Annotated in this window: 24 protein-coding genes and 2 tRNA genes; 9 read left to right on the top strand and 17 right to left on the bottom strand. The window is 36.8% G+C overall.

Annotated features, from left to right (window positions below):
* The first annotated feature begins 2 nt into the window (after positions 1-2).
* Both KHA93_RS22325 and KHA93_RS22320 read left to right on the top strand, forming a co-directional pair.
* Positions 3-1,166 (top strand): hypothetical protein, encoded by a 1,164-nt coding sequence (locus tag KHA93_RS22325; RefSeq protein ID WP_213113126.1) that lies wholly within the window; start codon positions 3-5, stop codon positions 1,164-1,166.
* 1,184 nt (positions 1,167-2,350) lie between these two features.
* Positions 2,351-3,622 (top strand): FAD-binding protein, encoded by a 1,272-nt coding sequence (locus tag KHA93_RS22320; protein WP_213113239.1) that lies wholly within the window; start codon positions 2,351-2,353, stop codon positions 3,620-3,622.
* Between the two features lie 410 nt (positions 3,623-4,032).
* On the opposite strand, the gene KHA93_RS22315 is transcribed toward KHA93_RS22320, so the two are convergent.
* Positions 4,033-4,785 carry an SDR family NAD(P)-dependent oxidoreductase gene (locus KHA93_RS22315; RefSeq protein ID WP_213113125.1) on the bottom strand — a complete coding sequence of 251 codons (753 nt, stop codon included), beginning with the start codon at positions 4,783-4,785 and terminating at the stop codon, positions 4,033-4,035.
* A gap of 48 nt (positions 4,786-4,833) precedes the next feature.
* Positions 4,834-6,132 carry an MFS transporter gene (locus tag KHA93_RS22310; protein WP_213113124.1) on the bottom strand — a complete coding sequence of 433 codons (1,299 nt, stop codon included), beginning with the start codon at positions 6,130-6,132 and terminating at the stop codon, positions 4,834-4,836.
* A gap of 545 nt (positions 6,133-6,677) precedes the next feature.
* Between KHA93_RS22310 and KHA93_RS22305 the strand changes: the two genes are divergently transcribed.
* Positions 6,678-8,054: a LuxR C-terminal-related transcriptional regulator gene (locus KHA93_RS22305; protein WP_213113123.1), complete on the top strand. Its 1,377-nt coding sequence runs from the start codon at positions 6,678-6,680 to the stop codon at positions 8,052-8,054.
* Between the two features lie 377 nt (positions 8,055-8,431).
* Entirely contained in the window at positions 8,432-8,581 is a 150-nt protein-coding gene (locus KHA93_RS23425; protein ID WP_233711630.1) for a site-specific integrase, read from the top strand.
* Between the two features lie 536 nt (positions 8,582-9,117).
* Here KHA93_RS23425 and KHA93_RS22295 read toward each other — a convergent pair.
* On the bottom strand, positions 9,118-9,792 hold the full coding sequence (locus tag KHA93_RS22295) for an Ltp family lipoprotein (RefSeq protein ID WP_213113122.1): 675 nt from the start codon (positions 9,790-9,792) through the stop codon (positions 9,118-9,120).
* Positions 9,793-9,882: 90 nt separating this feature from the next.
* Between KHA93_RS22295 and KHA93_RS22290 the strand changes: the two genes are divergently transcribed.
* Positions 9,883-10,584 (top strand): hypothetical protein, encoded by a 702-nt coding sequence (locus KHA93_RS22290; RefSeq protein ID WP_213113121.1) that lies wholly within the window; start codon positions 9,883-9,885, stop codon positions 10,582-10,584.
* Positions 10,585-10,699: 115 nt separating this feature from the next.
* Here KHA93_RS22290 and KHA93_RS22285 read toward each other — a convergent pair whose 3' ends face one another.
* The 3 genes from KHA93_RS22285 to groES form a co-directional block, all read right to left on the bottom strand.
* Positions 10,700-11,701: a phosphotransferase enzyme family protein gene (locus tag KHA93_RS22285; protein WP_233711629.1), complete on the bottom strand. Its 1,002-nt coding sequence runs from the start codon at positions 11,699-11,701 to the stop codon at positions 10,700-10,702.
* Positions 11,702-12,022: 321 nt separating this feature from the next.
* Positions 12,023-13,651: a chaperonin GroEL gene (gene groL / locus KHA93_RS22280; RefSeq protein ID WP_213113120.1), complete on the bottom strand. Its 1,629-nt coding sequence runs from the start codon at positions 13,649-13,651 to the stop codon at positions 12,023-12,025.
* Positions 13,652-13,699: 48 nt separating this feature from the next.
* Positions 13,700-13,987: a co-chaperone GroES gene (gene groES / locus KHA93_RS22275; protein WP_213113119.1), complete on the bottom strand. Its 288-nt coding sequence runs from the start codon at positions 13,985-13,987 to the stop codon at positions 13,700-13,702.
* Between the two features lie 244 nt (positions 13,988-14,231).
* Between groES and KHA93_RS22270 the strand changes: the two genes are divergently transcribed.
* Together KHA93_RS22270 and KHA93_RS22265 are read left to right on the top strand one after the other, a co-directional pair.
* Positions 14,232-14,966: a CPBP family intramembrane glutamic endopeptidase gene (locus KHA93_RS22270; RefSeq protein ID WP_213113118.1), complete on the top strand. Its 735-nt coding sequence runs from the start codon at positions 14,232-14,234 to the stop codon at positions 14,964-14,966.
* Positions 14,963-15,163 (top strand): YdiK family protein, encoded by a 201-nt coding sequence (locus KHA93_RS22265; protein WP_213113117.1) that lies wholly within the window; start codon positions 14,963-14,965, stop codon positions 15,161-15,163. Before KHA93_RS22270 ends, KHA93_RS22265 begins: the two co-directional genes overlap by 4 nt.
* 30 nt (positions 15,164-15,193) lie before the next feature.
* Here KHA93_RS22265 and tatC read toward each other — a convergent pair whose 3' ends face one another.
* The 4 genes from tatC to moaC all read right to left on the bottom strand — a co-directional run bounded on the left by tatC (position 15,194) and on the right by moaC (position 17,417).
* Positions 15,194-15,952 carry a twin-arginine translocase subunit TatC gene (tatC, locus tag KHA93_RS22260; protein WP_213113116.1) on the bottom strand — a complete coding sequence of 253 codons (759 nt, stop codon included), beginning with the start codon at positions 15,950-15,952 and terminating at the stop codon, positions 15,194-15,196.
* A 15-nt stretch (positions 15,953-15,967) separates the two neighbouring features.
* Entirely contained in the window at positions 15,968-16,168 is a 201-nt protein-coding gene (locus KHA93_RS22255) for a twin-arginine translocase TatA/TatE family subunit (protein ID WP_213113115.1), read from the bottom strand.
* Positions 16,169-16,232: 64 nt separating this feature from the next.
* A complete protein-coding gene (locus KHA93_RS22250) occupies positions 16,233-16,895 on the bottom strand; it encodes a redox-sensing transcriptional repressor Rex (protein WP_213113114.1) in 663 nt (220 codons plus the stop codon).
* A gap of 21 nt (positions 16,896-16,916) precedes the next feature.
* Complete coding sequence (gene moaC / locus KHA93_RS22245) at positions 16,917-17,417, bottom strand: cyclic pyranopterin monophosphate synthase MoaC (protein ID WP_213113237.1); 501 nt, start codon at positions 17,415-17,417, stop codon at positions 16,917-16,919.
* A 129-nt stretch (positions 17,418-17,546) separates the two neighbouring features.
* On the opposite strand from moaC, the gene KHA93_RS22240 reads away from it, so the two are divergent.
* Together KHA93_RS22240 and KHA93_RS22235 are read left to right on the top strand one after the other, a co-directional pair.
* Positions 17,547-19,475, top strand: a complete 1,929-nt coding sequence (locus tag KHA93_RS22240) for an ABC-F family ATP-binding cassette domain-containing protein (protein WP_213113113.1) — start codon at positions 17,547-17,549, stop codon at positions 19,473-19,475.
* A 365-nt stretch (positions 19,476-19,840) separates the two neighbouring features.
* Entirely contained in the window at positions 19,841-20,347 is a 507-nt protein-coding gene (locus tag KHA93_RS22235; protein ID WP_213113112.1) for a GNAT family N-acetyltransferase, read from the top strand.
* A 128-nt stretch (positions 20,348-20,475) separates the two neighbouring features.
* On the opposite strand, the gene tsaD is transcribed toward KHA93_RS22235, so the two are convergent.
* The 7 genes from tsaD to KHA93_RS22200 all read right to left on the bottom strand — a co-directional run.
* A complete protein-coding gene (gene tsaD / locus KHA93_RS22230; RefSeq protein WP_213113111.1) occupies positions 20,476-21,492 on the bottom strand; it encodes a tRNA (adenosine(37)-N6)-threonylcarbamoyltransferase complex transferase subunit TsaD in 1,017 nt (338 codons plus the stop codon).
* The gene (gene rimI / locus KHA93_RS22225; RefSeq protein WP_213113110.1) at positions 21,489-21,956 is read right to left on the bottom strand and encodes a ribosomal protein S18-alanine N-acetyltransferase; all 468 of its coding nucleotides are present in this window, start codon (positions 21,954-21,956) and stop codon (positions 21,489-21,491) included. The genes tsaD and rimI overlap by 4 nt, the downstream gene beginning before the upstream one ends.
* Complete coding sequence (tsaB, locus tag KHA93_RS22220) at positions 21,949-22,650, bottom strand: tRNA (adenosine(37)-N6)-threonylcarbamoyltransferase complex dimerization subunit type 1 TsaB (RefSeq protein WP_213113109.1); 702 nt, start codon at positions 22,648-22,650, stop codon at positions 21,949-21,951. The genes rimI and tsaB overlap by 8 nt, the downstream gene beginning before the upstream one ends.
* Positions 22,631-23,101, bottom strand: coding sequence for a tRNA (adenosine(37)-N6)-threonylcarbamoyltransferase complex ATPase subunit type 1 TsaE (gene tsaE, locus KHA93_RS22215; protein ID WP_213113108.1), 471 nt, complete (start codon positions 23,099-23,101; stop codon positions 22,631-22,633). The genes tsaB and tsaE overlap by 20 nt, the downstream gene beginning before the upstream one ends.
* A 181-nt stretch (positions 23,102-23,282) precedes the next feature.
* Positions 23,283-23,358: transfer RNA gene (locus tag KHA93_RS22210), tRNA-Asp, on the bottom strand.
* Positions 23,359-23,380: 22 nt separating this feature from the next.
* A tRNA-Met gene (locus tag KHA93_RS22205) sits at positions 23,381-23,454 on the bottom strand.
* 308 nt (positions 23,455-23,762) lie between these two features.
* On the bottom strand, positions 23,763-24,089 hold a 327-nt coding region (locus tag KHA93_RS22200), incomplete at its 5' end, for a C40 family peptidase (RefSeq protein ID WP_213113107.1).

Here is a 24,089-nt window from a genome sequence, read left to right as displayed (position 1 = left end):
GCATGAATTTGATAAGTATTCCTCTTGCAATACAAGTGGTAATAGATGATGCTGGATGGTGGACAGGCAGTTCTAGCGTCAGTAAGAATGGGCCGTGGAGATCAGACATAAATCGAGACCATCATCCATTGGATTATACAGCGATCGCCGAACTTGGCAAACGGCTAGGCATGCGTCCGCAGGCTTCATTCATTTTATGTGAGTGGGACTTGACCGACCGCCTAAGGGCGCTGCCCGACGCAACATATTTAGGTGAACAGTGGAGGAATCCATGGAAATCTTCTCCACTGTTAAAAGAGGCTGCAGCTATCATTCGAAACGAGAACCGTTTTATTGAAGTGGGCTTGCACGGTATCGGTCATGAATATTGGGGTAACGGAGGCGTTATGGAGAGGGCGGAATGGCATGACGTACACGGAAACATGAGACCAAAAGAAAGCGTAATAGCACACTTGGAGGCATTCGCTGAAATACTTAAAGAAAACGATCTCGGACCTTTTCCCGAATCATTCGTAGCCACCGCGCATCAACACCATTATGGGGCCGGTGAAGAAGGGCTTGCATTCATACTTGAGCAATTCGGCGTGAAGTATCATTCCCTTCCATTTGAAGGTATGCCTAGGTCGAAGCAACCGGAATCGGAACTCTTCGGATTTGACGGATCCTTAATTGCGGTAAATCGCGGAACGGACCTATATTTATGGAACGTGCTCGAGCCGGAAGTAAGCGGTAATATTAACGGTCCAATTTGTGGCATGCACTGGCCAAATTTGCTCCATCCCGATCCCGAGAGAAATGGAGAAGTGGTGAGCCGTTGGGTTAAATTCCTAGAACCGTATCAAAATCGATTCGACACGATGCTAGCTGCCAACACGGCAGAAGGATTCAGTCAAGTGGTTTATCATTCAGAGGTATCGTTGAAAGCAGATTCGTCTGGTTGTTATCTTGATTTTTCAAAGCTTTCCGGTTTTAAATCAAAGCCGCCCGGCTTGCTAAATTATTTTACAATTAAGGTCAAAAACAATGTCCGTATCGTTTCCTCTTCAAAGGAAATTGAGTTATTTGAAAATGTTCAACTATCCACTAGGGAATATAAAACCTTAGTCGTCAAAAGGAAAAATGACGTAAATTCAGCGTACATTAACTGGTTATTGGATGGAGATTGATAATATCACACTGGCAACTTTGAATTATTGCTATTGCCATTAATCATAAAATATATGAATAATAGACAGTTACAGATCGGATACAAGAAATTCTAAGCTCCTTGAACATTGGACAGGAAAGTCTAAACTGTTTCTGCAGTTCCTCAATTAAAGGTGTGATCTTAATGGGATTGATAATTACTTGAGAAGCAGTTTAGAGATTCTTGTCCTTGTAAACAAACGGACAACAGATGGGGGAATAAGGATTTTCTTTTTTTAATTTGGCACTAAATTCAAATGTAGTGAACATTTTACAATAGAACAAACGTTTGTAATATTGATATTGTACTTACATAAATAAATTCCAAAAAATGAGAAATGAACGATGAATCACTTGGAAAATATTTTAGGCACTTCAAAGCATTAGATAAGCAAGATGGGCCAAGAAAGCAATAGAATTATTTAAGGGAAAATGCTTAAATATTGTAGAAAAAATTTTAGCTTATGAAAATACTTTAGTAAATGATATGATATATGGCCAAGCCTATGAACTCATTTCAGATTCACCTATTGGAACTAAAAAACCTGCCAGAAAATCGTCTTTCGCCTTTTTTTTGAAGAAATAAAACTTCCTGATCCTCATTAAGTAGGAGCCACTGCCATTTGTCTCAGTCTCATAAAATTCTATCCTCCAGTAATATACTAAAATCTTATTCTGTATTATTACTCTAGGTCCTTCTTTCACCAGCCTGCCTGTTTAACAAATGCTACTACTATTACTAAACAATCGACCATTAATTGAGTAAGGGCAGCATACAAAATTTAGGTACTACTTCATTTACTATCAATATCTTACTATCATCCAACAAATACGTGTACAGCGCACATAAACTATAATAATTGTTGTTTTTTTTCATACTGTATACCTCATGCCGCCCAGTTATAACTATCCAAAATAAGAAAAATAGGTTTAAAAAACATTAACGTGATCTTTTCTGCCATAATAAAAAGAGCTTAGGCATATTAATGTGTATCCCTTTTGATGGACATTAAAAAATAGATTTGAAGAAAATTTCTTAAAACAGCAACGCAGTGTTTTGTTGTTTTTTGTCTCATGCTGTTATGCAGAGGTAAAATTGATTGAAAATTTTTTCTTCTTAAGCGTATAGTTAAGCTAATGAAACAGTAAAAAAGGAGTAGGATTAATAGATATGAAAAGAAATTGGGCAGGTAATTTTCAATATAGCACGACTAACTGGCATGAACCTGAATCTGTTGAAGACCTTCAACAATTAGTCTCAAGCTTAACAAAGCTACGTGTGATTGGAACGCGTCATTCGTTTAATAGTATCGCAGATTCAAATGAGAATATAGTATCCTTGCAAAAGATCAACAAAATCTTATCCATTGATCGTGAAAATGAAACCGTAACCGTGCAGGCAGGAATCAAGTATGGCGACCTTTGTAATGTGCTTCAGCAACATGGTTATTCCTTACATAACCTTGCTTCTCTTCCGCACATTTCAGTTGCTGGAGCTTGTGCAACAGCAACACATGGTTCAGGTAATAACAATCAAAATTTAGCTGCAGCTGTACGTGCTATGGAAGTTGTCACAGCTGATGGAAGTATTGTAACTTTTTCAAGGGAGAAATCAGAAGATGAATTACATGGCGCAGTTGTTGGGCTAGGTGGACTCGGTGTCGTCACACAATTAACACTAGATGTCCTACCAAGTTGTCAAATGAGGCAGGTTGTTTACGAAAATCTACCGTTAGCACAGCTAGCTCGCGATTTTGATACCATATATTCCAGTGCCTATAGCGTAAGTCTTTTTACGGATTGGCAGGACGAAACGTTTAATCAGGTGTGGCTGAAGAGCAAACTGACGGATGATCAGACTTTTGTGTTAGAAAAAGACTTTTATGGAGCAAAAGCAGCTAAAGAAAATCTCCATCCCGTACCAAAGGTTGGAGCAGAGAATTGTACAGCGCAGCTAGGTGTGCCAGGAGATTGGCTAGATCGCTTGCCACACTTTAGAATGGACTTTACCCCAAGTAAAGGTCAAGAGCTGCAAAGTGAATATATTTTGGCTCGCGAGCATGCCTATGACGCTCTTTGTGCGATTAGTGGTATCCGCGACCAAATCGCACCACATCTATTTATATCAGAAGTGCGGACCATTGCACAGGACGAGCTATGGATGAGCCCATCCTATAAGCAGGATTCGGTTGCCATTCACTTTACATGGCAGGACAAATGGGCGGAAGTTCAGCAGGTGCTACCACTCATCGAAGCCCAGCTTGAACCTTTTCAAGCAAAGCCACATTGGGGAAAACTGTTCACTACCTCACCTGCAAAAATACAATCACTTTATGAAAAGATGCCCGCTTTTCAGCAACTGCTTATGAAGTATGATCCGAATGGTAAGTTTCGCAATAACTTTTTGAATAAATATATATTTAATGAGGCAGAGTGAAATCGTTGTGCAAAATAGATTAATATTGCTAGATTACGCGTAAAATGTAAGATGGGCAATACAAACCCTTAACTTAAAGCACATAAAAAGGAATTGCTGAAAAGAGGCAATTCCTTTTGTATAAACCTTTTTAACATTTTGTGAAAAAAGTGCATTTTATCGAAGTTTTACTAAATTATGAATGTTAAATCTTTTTCCGACATAAAATATCTGAAACCTTATACTTATATCAGCCAAATCATACTGTTTTTTCTAGGAATGCTTATAAATTTCAATCATATGATGAATTAGATTTTTTTCATGAGTCTTATTATTTAAGATGTTCCACAAAAATTAAAGAAACAAGCACTAAGTAGAGCGCTTGTTTCTTTAGCTATAAAGGGATATTCACTTCAGGAAAACGTCTTGAATTATCTTGCAGTAGCTCCACCATCAATAACGAACTCTGCCCCTGTTGTGAAAGAAGATTCATCAGATGCAAGGAATACAACTGTATGTGCAACTTCTTCAGTATTACCCATTCTTCCAAGTGGATACGCATTATTTAATTCCTCTTTCGTACGTCCAGTTGCTTCTGAAGCATAATCTGTCATTGCAGTTTCAATAAATCCTGGATGAATAGAGTTTACACGCACACCTTTGCTAGCGAATTCAATAGCAGCATCTTTTGTCATGATGCGAACAGCACCTTTACTTGCCCCGTAAAGAACATGTCCAGGAGCTCCAAATAAACCAGCAATTGATGAAGCATTAATTACAGAACCACTTTTTTGTTCTGCCATCACAGGCATCACATGCTTCATACCAAGGAAAACCCCTGTCACATTTATAGACATTAAACGATTCCACTCATCTAATCCAATTTCTGCAAGAGGTTTGATGATGTAGATACCTGCATTATTAAATAATACATCGATTTTTTTGAAACGGCTTCTTGTTTCACTAACAACTGTTTTCCAATCGTCTTCGTTGCTTACATTATGTTGTACAAAAATGGCTTCAGCACCCATTGCTTGAATCTCTTGAGCAGTTTTCATACCTGCCTCTTTATTAATATCAGTAATGACAAGCTTAGCCCCTTCTTTCGCAAATTTTAATGCGGTCTCCCTACCAATTCCAGTTCCTCCGCCAGTAATAATTGCAACTTTGTTTTGTAATCTCATAATAAACTCTCCCTTTGTTTAATTAGATGTCTATATCATAAAATAGAATTAAGCCTGCTTTTTTAAATTCGGATTAACAAACAACAAAAATAATAATGAAAATAATAAAATTGCACCTGACACTATTAAAATAGAATTATTATATCCTTGAATGATATTATCTTTTGATAAACCAATGAGAAATCCAGTGGCTACAGGAGCTATCATTCCACCTACATTTTGAAATGACATTAAAATACTTGCCATAAGCCCACTTCGCTCCGGTACTAGCGTCATCATGATTTGTGGAGCAATCGCAAAGTTTGAACCCGTTAACCCATATGCCACACCAAATGCAATGACATTCCAAATAGGATTTGGTATAAACACTACTGAAGCAAGCAACAGACTGCCCATAACAGCTGATACGCCAGTTACTACTACACGGGATAAACGCCAACTTTTAGTTTTTGCTAGCACTTTATCAGATACCATCGACACTAGAAAAATTATTGTAGCGGAACTTATTCCAACTATTGATACAGCTACCCCCATCTGACTAGAAGTTAGACCTGTCACTTTAGTTAAATAGTTCGGCATCCAAATTGCCGTCCATACGACAAAAATAAAAGAAGAGAAGGCCAGAAATAAAGTGAAAATAGAAGTTGGTGAAAAAATTATCTTTACTACTTCTTTACCACTTTTCTTTTGAATACTATTTTCAACCATATTTTTTGTTGCTGCCTTTTGCTCTATACTGGACGGGCTTTCTTTTGTAGTAAACATAAATAGGAGAAACCAAATTACACTTACTCCTCCAAATATGGCAAAAGCAACTTTCCAGCCAAATGTTGTAAGTCCAACAATTACAGGCGCTAAAACTAATCCTCCTGCTGTGGCTCCTAAAGTAAATAAAGAGCTTGCGACTCCGCGCTTTTCAGCGGGGAACCACTTATTTATATGACTTAGTGCAACTGGACCAAATGGGCCTTGAAAGATTCCTAATAGGACTCTATATAGAATCAGCGCACTAAACCCATTAATCGCTAGAGCCCCAAATTGTATAACTCCCCACGATAGCATGAGAATTGAAAGGATTTTTTTCGTTCCAAAACGATCAGAAAATGCAGCTCCGATAATCCCGGCAATTGGAAATATCCAATAATAAGCACTTCCCACCAATCCCCATTGGCCAGAATTCAAACCAAAATCTTTCATAATTAACTCCGCTGAATAGCCGACAATATTTTTTTCAGAGAAATTAATTAAATTCCCAAAAAACAAAAAAGTAATGATTCCCCAAAGAACCCAGTTGTATTTCCTACTCGATTCTAATGAATTCTTACTCATCGGTAATGATTTTTCCATACCCATACCCCTTTAATCTTTATTAATGAAGTAAATCATCTTATAGTGGGAATAATAGTAACAAATCTTTCAATTAGAATATGGATTCACTCCAATTTCTCCCATTAAGGGCGTATGATTAACGCTTTCAATACTTTGATTGTGTTCCATTGCATAATATTTACATACCAAAGCGCTGTTGCCGTATAATAGACATTGTTCATCTCACTTACCCGCTGGATAACGTGATATTTTCCATATAAAAACGGGGAATTTTATGCTAGAACCACTAGGCACAAGTTCTATAAATGATGAAACTTTACTCAAGAGTGATTCCAATTTTTGAAAGCTGTCATATATTGTTCACATTTGTTATTTTACAATTTCACTGCCAGCTAAAACTATCCTAAATATTGATGGTTAATTCCTATTTCACACCCTCAATATATAGGTAATTATTGATCAAGGAGATACTTTAATAAATGAGACCCGATTTATTTCCCCATAACGATCTATCATTTGAGGAATTTAAATTCTTTCTAAAAACAAATAAATCCCAACTTCAAATGAACATTAATCTGCAAATAAGATTAGAATCAAATCTATCCAAAGAAGAGCAGTCTATTATTGAGTTTCTCGTAAGTTCATTTTTGCAAATTTTAACTGAACCAAATGAAGCTAAGGATCAAACCGACTTAGACACTGTTTTAAATACTTGGATACAAACGTATTCAATGATTTTGAATTATCATTATTTACATCGCTTCTACCTTATTCTAGAAAAGGCTTTTGCCATTTTTTTAAAAAATTCAAAAGACGTAAAGGCTTATTCCTATATGTTGTACTTACCTAATATTGCTTCAAAAATTTCCAACCTATTTTCTAATTGGAAGAATACAGATAAAGAAGAGTTTCATTCCCATTCTTCACAAAGCTTATTACTTTCATATTTGGAGTTATTTCCAATTCAACAAATTTATCTCGTACGGTATCACATAAATAACCCGGTCATATTTGGTTGGGGAAGATCAGAAGAAGAAACAGTCCGAAGAATTCCTTTTCATCCGATTGTCGATACAAACAAGAATCATATAATTGAGTTATCAGGGCAGTCACTAACCTTGAAATTTGGCAAAACTAGCATATATCTATACCCGAAAACAACATTAGAAAAGGAACAAGAAGAAACAATCAGTAATTATCTGTTTCGTTTTAATGTTTTCGCTAGTAATAATGCACAAGATGAAAAAACGTTACTAAATAAACTTAAAGTTCTAGATGAATTCAGTAAAGTTCTCATAAGCTGCTCTGGAAGAAATGACTTTATAAAAATAATAAAGGGATGCGAAGAGCTGCTTAACTTTAAAAGATGTGTTTTCTATGCATATATCCCTTGGTCAAATGAGTTTAAAGGTGTTATTGGTGAAGAATTATCAAAGGTTCAAAAAACACAAGGATACGTATATCCGAATCAGCTGTTTCATACCATGCTAATTACTAGGAAGCCAGTATTTATTAAGAACCCCTTACATACTGTAAAAAATGAGACAATAGAGTTATTCAATCTATCTTCATTAATTGTTGCTCCAATATGTCATTACGAAGAGGTTCTCGGTTGGATGACTTTAGATCAGGTAGGCAAAGAGTTTGACTGTACGAAAGAGGATTTACAACTTATAGAGGAAGTTTGCAACAGAATAGGATTATTCCTAAAGAATTTCAATCAAAATGTTTCACCAAGTAATACTATCGAATTAACTGATCGCGAATTAAGTGTATTAACTCTCCTAGCAGAAGGATACGATAATAAGAAAATGGGAGAACTCCTCCATCTAAGCGAGCATACAATTAGAGACTACATAAGTAGTCTTATGTTAAAGTTTAAAGCTAAAAATCGTACCCAAGTTGTGTCATCTGGGTTCCGACTAGGTATGTTAACCTAATTTCTAAGCAATACCTTTTTTCATGATTAACATTAATTAATGTGCTTGGTTCTCCTTCTAAAGTTGTGACAGTGTACTAATATCACGTAACATTGGTATGCTCCCAAACTCATAAAGCCATTAATGCCAAAACAAGCAAAAGAGCAGTCACTCATGAGTGATCTGCTCTTTTTGTTCAGTAAAATAATCTCCTGCTATCCTATTCCGCTTCACCCCCGTAGTTCTACGCTCCTAATTTCAAACTTAAATCAAATTATAACCAAGAAGTATTACAATCCTATTAATAATACAGAAATGTATATGTTAGACTCGCCGAAAACCGAAAGAAGAGACTACTTACTATCGCTAAACTAAATACAGACTTAACACCACACTCTTTGAAACATACCCCTACCTCTCTCTTAGTAGAAGCCGTTGTCTCACTCGAACAAATCATGGACAGGCTTGGTCATACTGATGATCAGATTACGAAAAATGTGTACATCTACGCAAGAAATAAAAAAAGAAGCCTCCCAAAAGTTCAGTGAACTTATGAGAAGCCTTGTTAAAACCCTCAATGTTAGGAAACCACTCTCATCTTACTCACAAACCCAGTCATATCAAGGGCTAGAGGCAATTATTACATCATGCCATTTAATAATCTTACATACATTCAAAAACACACACATAAAAGCCTCATTTCTCTATCCTTAATGCCAACTCTACCTATTTCAAGTAGTGTTTATCACCGATATTTAATGATAAAAAAAGGAAATATAAGATTTTGAATTAATCCCAAGAGGTTGAAAAAGTGGTACGTTTGAATAGTATTCATTGAATTACTTACCCATACAGAGGATCGAATGTATGAAGAAAGATAATTGTTGTCTTTATTATTTACTCGTATTTACACGGATAGGAAGGAATAAGTGTGATTCAATTCTTTTGGCTTCGAATGCTGCCAACAAACAAGGCTTTCGGCTCCTTTCGCTAACAATAATATTAATATTGATATTGATCACGGCATAAAAACTAATTTTAAAGCCCTCAACCAAAGAAAAGGTGAGGGCGTGTTTTGCGTTTTTTATTTATCTAAATGCTCAATAGCGTAATCGGCTTCTTCTTGTGTAAATTTTTCACCGTGCTCAGAAATTAATTGGTCTCTTATCGCTTCAGGTGACATACTCATTGATTCCTGATAACTTTTTGCTTTTGCCAAGGCATTTTCATTAAAATCAGCTTCCAGATTGTCAATTGCGTACTGTGCTTCGTCTTCAGTAAATTTTTCGCCATGTTCAGAAATAAGTTGTTCATAGATTCCTTGTTTTGACATGTACATAGTATTTGAATAGGATTCAGCCTTTTTCAAAGCGTTGGCTTTCCAGTCATATTCGAGTTTGCTCATTGCATACTCGGATGCTTCTGTAGAAAACTTTTCGCCATATTCTGAAGTTAATTGTTCAAAAATAGCACTTTTAGACATGTTCATTGTTTTTGCGTACGATTCAGCTTTTTTCAAAGCAGACTTATATTCATTAGGAACGTCATCCTCTGCCTTCGTATCTTCTTTTTTCGGTTCCTCTTTTTGCGTTTCTTTCGCCGGCTGGGTAGTTGCTGGTTTGCTTTCTTTTTGAACATCCTTACTAGTATCATCTCCACCAGAAGCAATCTTCACAATAACAATGATAGCAATTACCCATACCCACCATCTTTTATAGAACGGTTTTTTCGGCTTTTTTTGTTTTTCCTGTGTTGTCATTTCTAAGTTGTCCCCTTTATGTCGTATTCTGTACAATTATAACATATAAATTTAGTAAAAAAGCATCATGCTCTCAATCTTCGTCATCGTATGATTCCCCGGCTCCTACTCCTAGCAAGACGCCATCTTCAATTGCTTTGTCCAGATAGATTAGCGGAAATATATCAGATTTTAATACATACGCACACACGACTAAACGCGATTATGGAAATTTTCAATCTAACAGAAGATGAGGTAAAACTATTTATTGAGAGACGACTAATTCAAATAGCTAACGAAAACCGAGAATATTTCACCACCGCCATGACATGGAATACATATGTGAATAAATACCGTTATCCAGCAAGCAATACATACAACCACCACTTTGGACCGTGGGAAGATGCTAAGTTCCATATTTTCGGTAAGGATGCCCCTCCTACTCAAACTAATATAAAAGTGAAGGCACAATATACACTTGAAGAGTTGAAAGAGATTGCTAAAGAGTGGAATGCTCATGCAGAGAAAAACTCTTTCCCCTGGGCGGGAACGTTTGCTAGTTATTTTGGTACTTGGCAAAAGTCTAAGATATTCATATTTGGACAAGACAGTATAAAACCTAGGAACAAGTACACTAAAGAATCGCTTAAAGAAATAGCTATAAAGCACCGCTTTTACTTTACCACCGTAAAAGAATGGGATATTTATGTCGGGAAAATGAACTGCCTCATTCTAACACATTTATTTTATATTATGAGAGCTGGAACAAAGCAAAAGAATATGTTTTATAAACTAAAAGATTCCTTCGATTAGTATTTCAAATAATCATAAAGCAAAAAAAACTCTTCTTTTTATCATGAAAAAGTAGAGTTTTATTATAATATGATATTTCTTAGGCCGGTTGTACAACCGTGTCGACTTGGTGATCTTATATCAGGTTACTAATCCAATCAAGATCCACAATTGCCACATTTTTTTCAATACGTTCCTTGATTTCAGCAATCCAATGCTGAGTTCGTTTTGTTCGTTCCTCAGCCGGCACTTTTTTACTAAAAACAGAATATAAATCAACATCCCTTAGCTTCAAAAACAATGGAATCGTTTCGATACATTCTTGTGAAAGCTCATTTTCCTCACGATATCCTTCCAGAAAAGCTTGCATGAACTCTCTTGCAAATTCATTGCGCTCCTCTCTCGTTCCATATAAATGCTTACTAATGAGAGAATAATAAAGCGGAATGGCAATATCCGACGCAAAAAAGTGATAGCTTGCATCATCAAAATCGAAAATATGGATCGAATCCCCATCATAGAAAAAGTTTCCAGCATGGATATCTGTATGGATAAGTCCATAAGAATCTCTCGTTTTTGGCAATTTCACGATTTCTACCACGACATTACGAGCTGCTTTCAAGGCTTCCTGGTCAGACTCAGGATAGTAATAATCTAAACGCAATAAATCGTTTTCATCCCATTGATAACGTGGTTGGATGTTCTCTCCTGGTTGATAGTTTTTTGTAAAATGATGCATTTTTCCAATCACTTTTCCCCAAATACGGAAAAGCTTCTCATCAAAATCAACTAGCTTCACAGGATTTCCCGGTGCTTTTTCAAACAAAGAAGCATAGAAAATGGAATCCTCTGCCTGAAATGCCTCCACTGTATTCCCGTTCGGAGATAGAAACACCGCTGGAATACTGATTCCACAACCATGCAAATATTGAATCCAATCCAACTCCGATTCTAATTCCTTTTGCGTACGATGTGAACTATGCGTAACTCTTAATATTTTCGCTTCTCCCTCATGATAAACTTCAAAAGCATAATTCTCAAAATCACCGAGCTTTTTAAAATTAGTGTCTAAATGATAGGTACTCAAGATTTTATTCATGATTTCAGAAGTAAATTGTTTTTGTACTGAATGTTCCAAGTTTGTTTCCCCCAATGTTCCTAGTGATAACCAAAATATATATATTTGACATTGGGTGGGGTTTAACCTTCTTGGAAAAGTAAATTTTTACTTAAGAGGAATTGCTTAAGGACTTTAAGCGTGGACTAACTAAAGTCCTTAATGTGAAGTTTAAACGTAAAGATATCTAATATAGAAAGGTATTATTCGAATAAAAAAGCTCCCAAAAAATTATTAACTTTTTGGGAGCTTTTTTATTTTTAATTATCGGATACTTCTCACGATATTGAACTCTACTATTGTATCGAAAAACCTTTATATAACAAGGATTTTACACCATTATTACATCATGCCGCCCATTCCACCCATGCCGCCCATATCAGGCATTGCAGGACCAGCTGGTTCTGGCTTGTCAGCAACAACTGCTTCAGTTGTTAGAAGCATAGCTGCAACTGATGCCGCGTTTTGAAGTGCATAGCGTGTAACTTTAGTTGGGTCTACGATACCAGCGTCGATCATGTTGACCCACTCATTTGTAGCAGCATTGAATCCTACGCCGATTTCTTCATTTTTTAGACGCTCAACGACAACGGATCCTTCAAGACCAGCGTTGTGAGCGATTTGACGAACTGGCTCTTCCAAAGCGCGAAGAACGATATTAATACCAGTCGCTACGTCTCCTTCTGCTTGAAGGCCTGCTACTTTATTATATACATTCACAAGTGCAGTTCCACCACCGGAAACGATTCCTTCTTCAACGGCTGCACGAGTTGCGTTCAATGCGTCTTCGATGCGAAGTTTGCGCTCTTTTAATTCTGTTTCAGTTGCCGCACCTACTTTAATGACAGCTACACCGCCAGCAAGTTTAGCCAAGCGCTCTTGAAGTTTTTCTTTGTCGAACTCAGAAGTAGTTTCTTCTGCTTGTACACGGATTTGGTTAACACGTGCACTGATGTTTGCAGAATCTCCAGCACCTTCAACGATTGTAGTGTTTTCTTTAGAAACAACTACTTTCGCTGCGCGTCCAAGTGAATCGATTGTAGCTGATTTTAATTCAAGTCCAAGCTCTTCAGTGATTACTTGGCCACCTGTTAAGATAGCGATGTCTTCAAGCATTGCTTTACGGCGGTCACCGAAACCAGGTGCTTTAACCGCTACAGCGTTGAATGTACCACGAAGTTTATTGAGAACAAGTGTAGATAAAGCTTCTCCTTCTACATCCTCTGCAATCAATAATAGTGGTTTACCTTGTTGAACAACTTGTTCCAAAACAGGAAGAATTTCTTGGATGTTTGAGATTTTCTTATCTGTAATTAAGATATATGGATTTTCGAGCTCAGCTTCCATTTTATCTGTATTCGTTACCATATAAGCAGATGCATATCCACGATCGAATTGCATACCTTCTACAACATCAAGATCTGTTGTAAAACCTTTAGATTCTTCGATTGTAATAACACCGTCGTTACCAACGCGCTCCATTGCTTCAGCGATTAGTTGACCAACTTCTTCGTCACCTGAAGAAATGGACGCAACTTGAGCGATGGATTCTTTATCTTCAATTTGCTTAGAAATTGATTTAAGTTCTTCAATTGCTGTTACAACAGCCTTTTCAATACCTTTTTTAACGCCAACAGGGTTTGCTCCAGCTGTAACGTTTTTCAAGCCTTCACGAATCATCGCTTGTGCAAGAACCGTTGCAGTAGTTGTACCGTCACCCGCTACGTCATTTGTTTTGCTTGCAACTTCAGAAACAAGCTTTGCACCCATATTTTCAAATGCATCTTCAAACTCTATTTCTTTAGCAATTGTTACACCGTCATTTGTAATCAGTGGAGAACCAAATTTTTTCTCAAGAACAACGTTACGTCCTTTTGGTCCCAATGTGACTTTCACAGCATCTGCTAATTGGTCTACACCGCGTAGTAACGCGCGACGAGCATCTTCTGAGAACTTAATATCTTTTGCCATTGAAAAATGACCTCCTCATACGTTTATAATTAAAAATAAGAATCAGACTTACTTTCCGACAACAGCTAAAATGTCTGATTCACGTAGAATCAAATATTCAGTACCTTGGTATTTCACTTCTGTTCCAGCGTATTTTGAGAAGATGATAGTATCTCCTTCAGATACTTCTAGAGCTACACGCTCACCGCTTTCAAGAACACGGCCTGTACCTACCGCAACTACTTTACCTTCCTGCGGTTTTTCCTTTGCTGTATCCGGAAGGACAATACCACTAGCTGTTTTTTCTTCCGATTCTACTAGCTCAATAATTACGCGATCACCCAATGGTTTTAACAAGTGAAACAACCTCCTTAAATGAATATGTATTTTTTTATCTATTAGCACTCTAACTCATCGAGTGCTAACACAGTTATTATGATAATAAATTCCATTTTGATTTGCAAGTCTGAAGAAGCTTTTATTTAAAAAACTTTTTCTCCAAACATCTACAAATTTTTAAAAGCTTTCCTATTTGAAGCGTTGGAAGATTATTAGTAAAATGAAGGTTGTGCTTTTAATTTGATTGAAGGGATTTCAGTCCATGGAAAAAAAATATCTATATATATTGATCACTTATATTGCTATGCAACTTTCTACATTTATAGGAGTGCCTTTGTTAATGTTTGCTGGAGTATTATTGTTCCATGTTGATACAGCTACAATGAAAGTATTAGCAACAGGCATGTGGGTTGTATTTAGCTTTGTAGTAGGATTAATCATTGTTCTTCTTATTTTAAAAAAGGCAGAACCACAAACGAGGGTAGAAAAGGTAGACCCAATGTCAGTAAAAGGCTCTATCCTTTGGGCAATCGGTGGAATTTTTCTTGCCTTCGTAGCGCAAATGATTGCAGTCTTGATCGAAACAGCTATTGGAATTAAGCCTGGTTCCGAAAATACCGAGAACATTATGAACCTAATCAAATTATTTCCATTAGTGGTGTTAGCTAGTTCCATTATTGGTCCAATTTTAGAAGAAATCGTCTTTAGAAAAGTCATTTTTGGTCTTTTATACAATCGTTTTCCATTTTGGGTGGCAGCATTATTAAGTTCTTTAATATTCTCACTTGCCCATTTTGATCCAATGCATATTATTTTATACACTGCTATGGGATTCACATTTGCCTTTTTATATGTAAGAACAAAAAGAATTATCGTTCCGATTATTTCCCATATGATGATGAATACGATTGTCACGCTCGTACAATTTAATTATATGAATAAACAAGCTGGGCTTTTTGAAATGGTTTACGGTTGGATTGGAGGGTTTTTTGGATGAGATCTCCGTTTTTTTCAGGAGTCGTTTATCTAGTACTTGGTTGTATCTTTACATTTTTCGCAATCCAACAAGTAACGATGAATGATTGGAATTTTTTCGTATATTTACTGCTCATTTTAGCCACTTTTGACTTTGGTGCAGGATTTAGGCTGATTGGGCTGCATTTTAGGATAAAGAAACAGAAAAATAAGAAGTAAAAAAGAGGATGCCCCTGGCGTCCTCTTTTGTTATACCATCTGATTCTCCTCTGCTCTTCTCTCCGCTTCTGCAGCCTGTGCTTTCTTATATCCAATTGTCGCGATCCACACACTAATTTCATAGAGCAGCAAAAGTGGTACGGTTACCATCAAATGCGATACGATGTCTGGTGGTGTGATAAGTGCCGCGATAACAAATAACACGAAATACGCATACTTTCTTATCTTTTTTAATAACATCGGTGTGACGATTCCAAGCCTTGTTAAAAATAATAGAACAACTGGAAGCTGGAATAAAAAACCAAATGGTAGAGTAATTTGAAATAAAAATTGAAAATACTCGTTGATCCCGATTGTGGATGTAATGCCCATGTCACTTGATAAGCCGAGCATGAATTTCATGACAAAAGGAAAGAGAATGAAATAGGAAAATGTTAATCCCGCCAAAAATAAAAATACAGAAGCTGGAATGTATCCTAATGTTGCTCTACGTTCTTTTTCAAGGAGACCCGGACTTACGAAAGACCATATTTGGTATAAAATCACCGGAGAGGTCATGATTAGTGCCAAAATAAACACCATGTTCATATATACTTTAAAAGGATCAGTTACACGAAAAGCATTCATCGTAAGATCTTTTGCCGCAGCTGCATTTTGAAGAATATTAATTAAAGGTTGTACTATAAAAAAGCTAATGATAATGGCAAATACGAAGAAAACGACTATGATCATCAGCCGTTTTCTTAATTCGTCTATATGTTCTAAAATCGTCATATGATTTTGATTCATTACACGTTCATCCTATCATTGGTCGGCGTCTTTTTTCTGATCCTTCTCTTTCTCTTTATCATCATCATCCGCCAAACCTGCTGTAGCATTTTTAAATTCGCGAAGAGTTCTTCCAGCTGCCTTCCCTAGTTCAGGCAATTTTTTGGGGCCAAATATTAGCAAAGCAACAATACCGATTAGGATTGCACTACCTGGTCCAATCGCACCTAATACCATTTGCGCCCACCTCCTTATTCATTTATTTTAAATGATGATATTCCGTTTGACTATTCCTAAACCACTATTCTTGTGAACTTTCCGTGTCTTCGTTCGGATAATTTTTCAAAAAATAAATGAGCGACTGTAGTTCCACAGCAAGGTCAATATGATGAACTCTTACAGACGGTGGGACTGAAAGTCTTGCTGGTGTAAAATTCAAAATCCCTTTCACGTCCGTATGTTCAAGGCGATCTGTAATTTGCTGTGCCACAGGTGCAGGTACTGTTAAAATGACAGCTGATATTTCTTCTTCATTCAGTCTTTTTTCTAGATCAGCCATATCATAAACAGGTACATCGCTAATCGTTGTTCCGATCTTTTCAGGAGCTACCTCAAAAGCCATCGAGATTTTCGTATTATTATTTTTTAAGAAATTATAATTTAAAAATGCAGTTCCAAGATTACCAACACCGATGAGTGCGACTTTCGTCAATTCATCCTGATCCAACGTTTTACTAAAAAATGACAAGAGATAGTTTACATTATACCCATATCCCTTTTTTCCTAAAGCACCAAAATAAGAGAAGTCCCTGCGAATTGTAGCCGAATCGACCTTCACGGCATCACTTAATTGTGCAGATGATACTCGTTGTTTTCCTGATGCATGTAAATTTTTTATAAAACGATAATAAAGAGGCAATCTCTTCGCCGTTGCATGCGGTATTTTCATTGTTTCATCGTTCATACTAAAACCTCCAGACTTTCACTAATCATCGTGAGATAGTCGTTTATAATCTTTTCCGGTCGTTCCACCTGTTTTTTCAATAAGATACGTCGGTCCTATGATCATGCTTTTGTCAACAGCTTTACACATATCATAAACCGTTAACGCTGCAGCAGATACTGCTGTCAAAGCTTCCATCTCTACTCCAGTATTTCCAATTGTTTTCACTGAAGCTTGTATGTTCAGCTGCCAGTTCTCATCTGTCTTTTTTCTCCATCCAAATGAGATGTTAATTCCTTTTAATGGTAATGGGTGGCACATAGGTATAATCTCCCATGTTTTTTTTGCAGCCATTATGCCTGCAACTTGCGCCACGGAAAGAACATCACCTTTTTTTATTTTGTTTGACATTATATGTTCATAAATAATCTCATTCACTTCGATACTTGATTGGGCGCTTGCAGTTCGCACCGTTTCAGGTTTCCCACTCACATCAACCATCTTAGCGCGCCCCTGCTCATTAAAATGAGTTAAATCATTCACTGCCAACACCTCTCTATTATCATACACTATTTCATCCAAGCTGTCTTTTTTCTCAAGACTTTGGTTGAGATATTGCCGAGAGTATTCATTATACGGTAAACTGACTATGAAACAAGAGGTGAAAAAATAATGATGCTGCTACAAGTACAACAACTGACAAAATACTTCGGCGCTGAATTAATATTATCTAATATAAAATTAGAAATACAAACAAAAGATAGAATTGCTCTTGTCGGACGAAATGGTGCAGGAAAATCAACTTTATTGAAGATGATTGCAGGACATTTATCCTATGATTCTGGTCAAATTGTAAAACCGAAAGATGTATCGATCGGGTATTTAGCACAAAATACTGGTCTGGAATCATCGTTATGTATTTGGGATGAAATGCTTTCTGTTTTTGATTATATAAAAAAAATGGAAGAAAATCTTCGTAATATTGAGCTAGAGCTTGCAAATAGTTCGCATGGCGAATTAACAGAAAAATTATTGAGAGAATATGATCAGCTCCAACTAAAATTTGAAGAAGCTGGAGGCTACCAGTTTGAATCTGATATTCGCTCGGTCCTACACGGGTTGCGTTTTTATGAACAAGATTATACTACACGCATCGCGACGTTAAGCGGAGGTCAAAAGACACGTCTTGCCCTTGCAAAATTATTATTAACAAAACCAGATATATTGATTCTAGATGAGCCTACGAATCATTTAGATATTGAAACTCTTTCCTGGTTAGAACAATATTTAGTAGGATATCCAGGAGCTATTTTAATTGTTTCGCACGACCGCTATTTTCTAGATAAAATCGTAACACAAGTTTATGAGCTTTCCATGCATGAATTAAAGAAGTATTATGGAAACTACAGCAAATATTTAGCGCAAAAAGCGGAAAATTATGAACGTGAAATGAAATTATATGAAAAACAACAGGATGAAGTTGCGAAATTGCAAGATTTTATCCAACGTAATTTAGCTCGTGCCTCTACTACGAAAAGAGCACAAAGTAGACGGAAGCAGCTTGAAAAAATGCAATTAATGGATAGGCCTGCAAGTGGGGATAAGTCAGCTTCCATTTCTTTTGACATTGAAAGGCAAAGCGGCAATGATGTGTTGAAAGTTAAAGATGCTGCCATTGGATATGAGCATACGCCTTTATCGAAAAATATTCGTTTTTCCATTTTTCGCGGAGATAGCATCGCGCTAGTTGGACCTAATGGAGTTGGAAAATCTACCTTATTAAAAACGATTATTAAAAGAATTGCGTTGCTCTCGGGTGAAGTCGATTACGGAACAAATGTAACGATTGGCTATTATGACCAAGAACAAGCAGAGTTGTCCTCCAATAAAACTGTTTTACAAGAGCTTTGGGATCATTATCCACTAAAAGAAGAAAAAGAGATTCGCACAATGCTCGGTAACTTCTTATTTAGTGGAGATGATGTGCAAAAATCGGTCTCTACTTTAAGCGGCGGTGAAAAGGCTCGTCTTGCCCTTGCCATCTTAATGCTTGAACAAGCCAATTTTCTAATCCTTGACGAACCGACGAACCATTTAGATTTAGATAGTAAAGAAGTCCTTGAAAATGCTCTTGTTGATTATCCAGGTACGATTCTCTTTGTATCGCACGATCGATATTTTATTAACAGAATCGCATCAAAAGTTGTCGAGCTTTCTCCAAACGGAACGATAGAATATCTTGGAGATTATGATTACTATGTCGAGAAAAAAGCAGAGATGCTAGAAATCGCTAGGCTGGACGCGGAAAAATTACAACAAAAAACACGAACGGAAAGCCGTACAACGAAAACTTCCTTCCAGCAAGATAAAGAAACAAAAAGACTCGAAAGACAAAGAAAACGTAGAGTCGAAGAAATAGAAGAACGCCTCGGAATTTTGGAAGAGAACATGACTGAACTAGAAGAGCTGCTCTGCCGTCCTGATATATTTGAAGATCATGAAAAAGTAATGGAAATAAATGAACAAATTGAAGGAATAAAGAAAGAAATGGATCAGCTCTTAGAAGAATGGGAAGAAGTTTCAGAGCTTCTTCAAGAATAGCACCTGTGATGGGTGCTGTTTTTTTCCACAACGTTATTCACAGACATAATACTGTAAATAAGGGTTATTTTAAGGTTTTTCCACAATATCCACAATGAAAATGAATTTTATCCACAAATAAAAGTGAACAGTTGGGATTACTCATTTCTCCTATGAAAATATCCACAACTTATCCACAATCAAACTTTTATTAACGGATTGCTTTAAAGGTGTATCTCAACAATGTATTTCACGGGAAATATTGATTGTTGATAAATGTTAAGATAAATATAAAAATTGTGGAATTACTAACAGCCAATTAACATCATATCGACTTGCTAGTATCACATTGAATTTAATTTGTACTAATCGAAGGAGGGATAAATTTGATCACGCCAGTCATAGCGACGGAAAGATTAATTTTAAGAAAAATGACAAAAGATGATGTTGAGAATTTAATGGAAATTTTCTCAGATCCTGAAGCAATGAAATACTATCCCTCAACAAAAAATGAAAAACAAACGATCGAATGGATTAACTGGACCCTAAATAATTATGCTACATATGGTGTAGGTCTCTGGATCGTAGAGGATAAAGTAACAGGCGGTTTTCTGGGGCAATGTGGAATTGTCCCTCAAGAAGTAGATGGTGTCATTGAGATGGAGATTGGATATTTATTTGTTAGACGTGCCTGGGGAAATGGATATGCGACCGAAGCAGCAATAGCTTGTAAGGAATATGGGTTTGAACAGTTGAAATTAAGAAAGATGATCTCATTACCCGATGTTAATAATATTCCATCTACGAGAGTTGCAGAACGAATTGGAATGAAAGCGATCAAAACAATAAATAAATGGGGAAAAGAAGTATTTGTTTATTCTGTATCGATCTAACAGTGGACATTTTAATTGCAGCAATGATTTTGATCGATACATAGGTGGATAACCATTTTAAGTGACATTTTCGTTCATTTTTTTATAAAAGGAAACCCATTAGACTTTTATCTAATGGGTTTACAAATCTATATTTCGATGTCTAAACATGGATGAGCATTCATTTCCATTGTGCCCCTTTTCCCCATTTCAAATAATATGCTACCTGCTGCAGCAATCATAGCAGCATTATCTGTACATAGGAAAAGTGGCGGAATAACAAGCTCAATGTCAGGCTCATTATTAAATGTAGATGTTAAAGAATTTCGCAGTCCTTTATTTGCTGCAACTCCACCAGCTAAAAGAACTTGTCGTACATTATATTCTTTTGCGGCACGTATTGTTTTTTCAGTCAAGACTTCCACAACACTCGCTTGAAAACTTGCTGCTAAATCCTCAGGGCTAACGATCTCGCCTCTTTGTTCAGCATTGTGAAGAGTGTTGATAACGGCTGATTTCAGACCACTGAAACTGAAATCATATGAGCCTTCCTCAAGCCATGCCCTAGGTAGATCAATAGTTGGTTTCCCTTCATGGGCAAGCCTGTCAATATGAGGACCGCCAGGATAAGGAAGCTGCAATGTACGAGCTACTTTGTCATAAGCTTCACCTGCCGCATCATCAAGCGTTTCCCCGATTACTTTGAAGGAACCGTGTTTCTCCATATAAACTAATTCTGTATGACCACCAGAAACGACTAGAGATAATAATGGAAATGTTAATTCGGTCATAAGACGGTTCGCATAAATATGTCCCGCAATATGGTGAACAGGAACGAGTGGAATTTGATGCGAAAATGCAAGAGCCTTTGCTGCATTTACTCCCACAAGTAATGCTCCTACTAAACCTGGACCTTCGGTTACAGCAATGGCATCAACTTCTTTTATAGAAACATTCGCTTGCTTCAATGCTTCTTCTATTACGATCGTCATTTGCTCAACGTGGTGCCTAGATGCAAGTTCAGGAACGACCCCACCGAATCGTTTATGACTCTCAATTTGTGAAGCAACTACGTTTGATATAATCTCTGTCCCATTTTTTACAATCGATGCTGCTGTCTCATCGCAGCTTGTTTCAATTCCTAATACGATTAAATCTTTATTCATATTTTCACCCACATGACAATGGCATCTTCATTGTTGTCAGTATAATAGTTTTTCCTGATGCCGCCTTCTTGAAAACCTAATTTTTTATACAGGGATCTAGCTGGAATATTACTGACACGGACTTCCAGCGTCATCGTTTTTGTACCTGCTTCTTGAGCTAAAGACATCATTTTTCTTAATAATGCCTCCCCTAGCTTCCGGCCACGAAATTCAGGCAAAACGGCAATATTTGTAATATGTGCTTCATCCATTACAAGCCATACGCCACAATATCCCGCAACTTTTCTATTACACTCCATTATTAAGTAAAGCGCAAAACGATTACTGATGATATCTTGGTAAAAAGCTTCTTTTGGCCATGGAACAGAAAAAGATTTTTGTTCAATATCAAAAAGGCTTTCGATATCATCTTCCCTTGCAATCCGAAACGAAATTTCACAAGTATCTTGCCCATACTCAATCATTTGTTCGCTCCTGTTTTTCCAGCCATTTTGCTTCTGCCTCTACTAAACGTAAATAATTTGGAGTAAAAGAATGTACATCTACGGCTGGAAGATTTTTTCCTAACATTCCAAGCTCACCCGGTCTAGGATTTTGTTCAGGAATTTGTGCAAAAATCGCTTTTTCCTCCAATGTAACTTGAAAGGTATCTTTATGAATTGGGACATCATTTCCAATAAATAAAATAGGTTCATGATAAGATTGTAATGTCTTTGCCCATTCACTTGCTAAAATATTTCTATCTTCCAAGACATTCGTTAAAACACCATTTTCATACTTATATAATCCCGTATAAATTAACCCTCTTCTCGCATCAAATAGAGGGCAAAGATAACCGGTAAAATAACGGGGAGCAGCCGCTAAGACTGCAAGACTTGATACCCCAACTAATGGAATTTCTAGGCTCCAAGCCATTGTCTTAGCAATCGTCACACCAATTCGCACACCAGTATAGGAGCCTGGCCCTTGTGCCACAACAATTTTACTCAAATCGGAAGTTTGCGTCTCGCAATCCGAAAGCAATCGCTCAATAGCTGGCATGACTCGGACACTATGATTTTTTTTGATATTGGTAATGTATTCCCCAATTATTTTCTCTTCACTAATAAGTGCAATACCTAAACAATCATTGGAAGTATCAATCGCTAAGATTTTCATTGAATAGCTCCTTACATAAGGCTTCATATCTTTCCCCAGTCGGTTCAAATTTCAATTTTCGGTTATGATCACCATCGTGGGTTATATAAATGGACAGGTGTTCGGGTGGTAGCTGTTCCTCTATAATATGAGCCCATTCAATCACTGTTACCCCACCACTAAAAAAATATTCATCAATTCCCAAATCTTCAAAGCCATCTTCGACCCGATAGACATCCATATGAAAGAGCGGAAGCCTTCCGTTATATTCTTTTATGATGGTAAAAGTCGGGCTATTTACATTTTTTTTAATCTCTAAACCAGCGGCAAGACCTTTTGTAAAAGTAGTCTTTCCTGCACCTAGGTCCCCTTCTAATAGAAGAATATCATTTTTTTGAAGCAATTTTCCCAAATTCTTTGCGATAGCATACGTGTCTTCGGGGCTATTCGATTTAAACTCAAAACTTCCCATTCGAACTCTCCCTCTTTAGTACATGATAATTAGAAAAGCATAAGCGCCTTGTTCAGCGACGAGCTTTTTTTGACAAAAGGCTCGCCGCGAATATATAAACCTTATTTAAAAATTATATACTTTCTTTCCCAATATGAAAAAAAAACGAAACTAAGTTTCGTTTTCACTTTAAATTTACATATGGCGGTCCCGACGGGAATCGAACCCGCGATCTCCTGCGTGACAGGCAGGCATGTTAACCGCTACACCACGGGACCAATATCCGCGCAAAAAAAAAAATTGCGGGGGCAGGATTTGAACCTGCGACCTTCGGGTTATGAGCCCGACGAGCTACCGGACTGCTCCACCCCGCGATAATAATATTGAACAACAAAATCAATTATACTAAGGATGTTATTAAAAATCAAGCTTTTTCGTCTAATTAATATTATTTTTTTTTCTTGGATTAATATTAAGAGGATACCTATTACAGAGTGCTTCATTCTAATATAAAAAATCTCCCTAGTTACATTCACTACGAAGATCAGGATTGGATAAACAAAAAGATAACGAGGAGAGTAACTAATCCGAAAAGGAACACAGCTATTAATATATAAATCAGAAAGTGAATGAATTCCTTTATTTTGGCCCGTTTCATGATAGTTTCTCCTGTAAGTTTTTTTTAGTTTACAATTCTTTTGGCTCCAGCGTACTTGGTCTTCCAATAAGTTGTGTTCATGGATTGAACTTTAACACCATTAGATGTTGCACCAATAAATTGTTGCTTCCCTACATAAATTCCGACAAATGATACTGACTTCCCGTTTGTTTTATAAAATACTAAATCCCCTGGCTTAAGATCCTTCAACTTTACATCTTTACCTTTTTTAAATTGATCAGCACTCGTACGCGGTAAAGTAACCTTTACACTTTTTGCATACACATATTGAGTAAATCCAGAAGCATCAAATCCTTTTGTCGTTGTTCCACCCCATTTAAACGGCTTCCC

The organism is Lederbergia citrisecunda (assembly GCF_018343695.1).
Taxonomy (GTDB): Bacteria; Bacillota; Bacilli; order Bacillales; family Bacillaceae_C; genus Lederbergia; species Lederbergia citrisecunda.
Note: the sequence above shows the minus strand (reverse complement) of the source record. Positions and strands in the feature narration are given on the sequence as shown.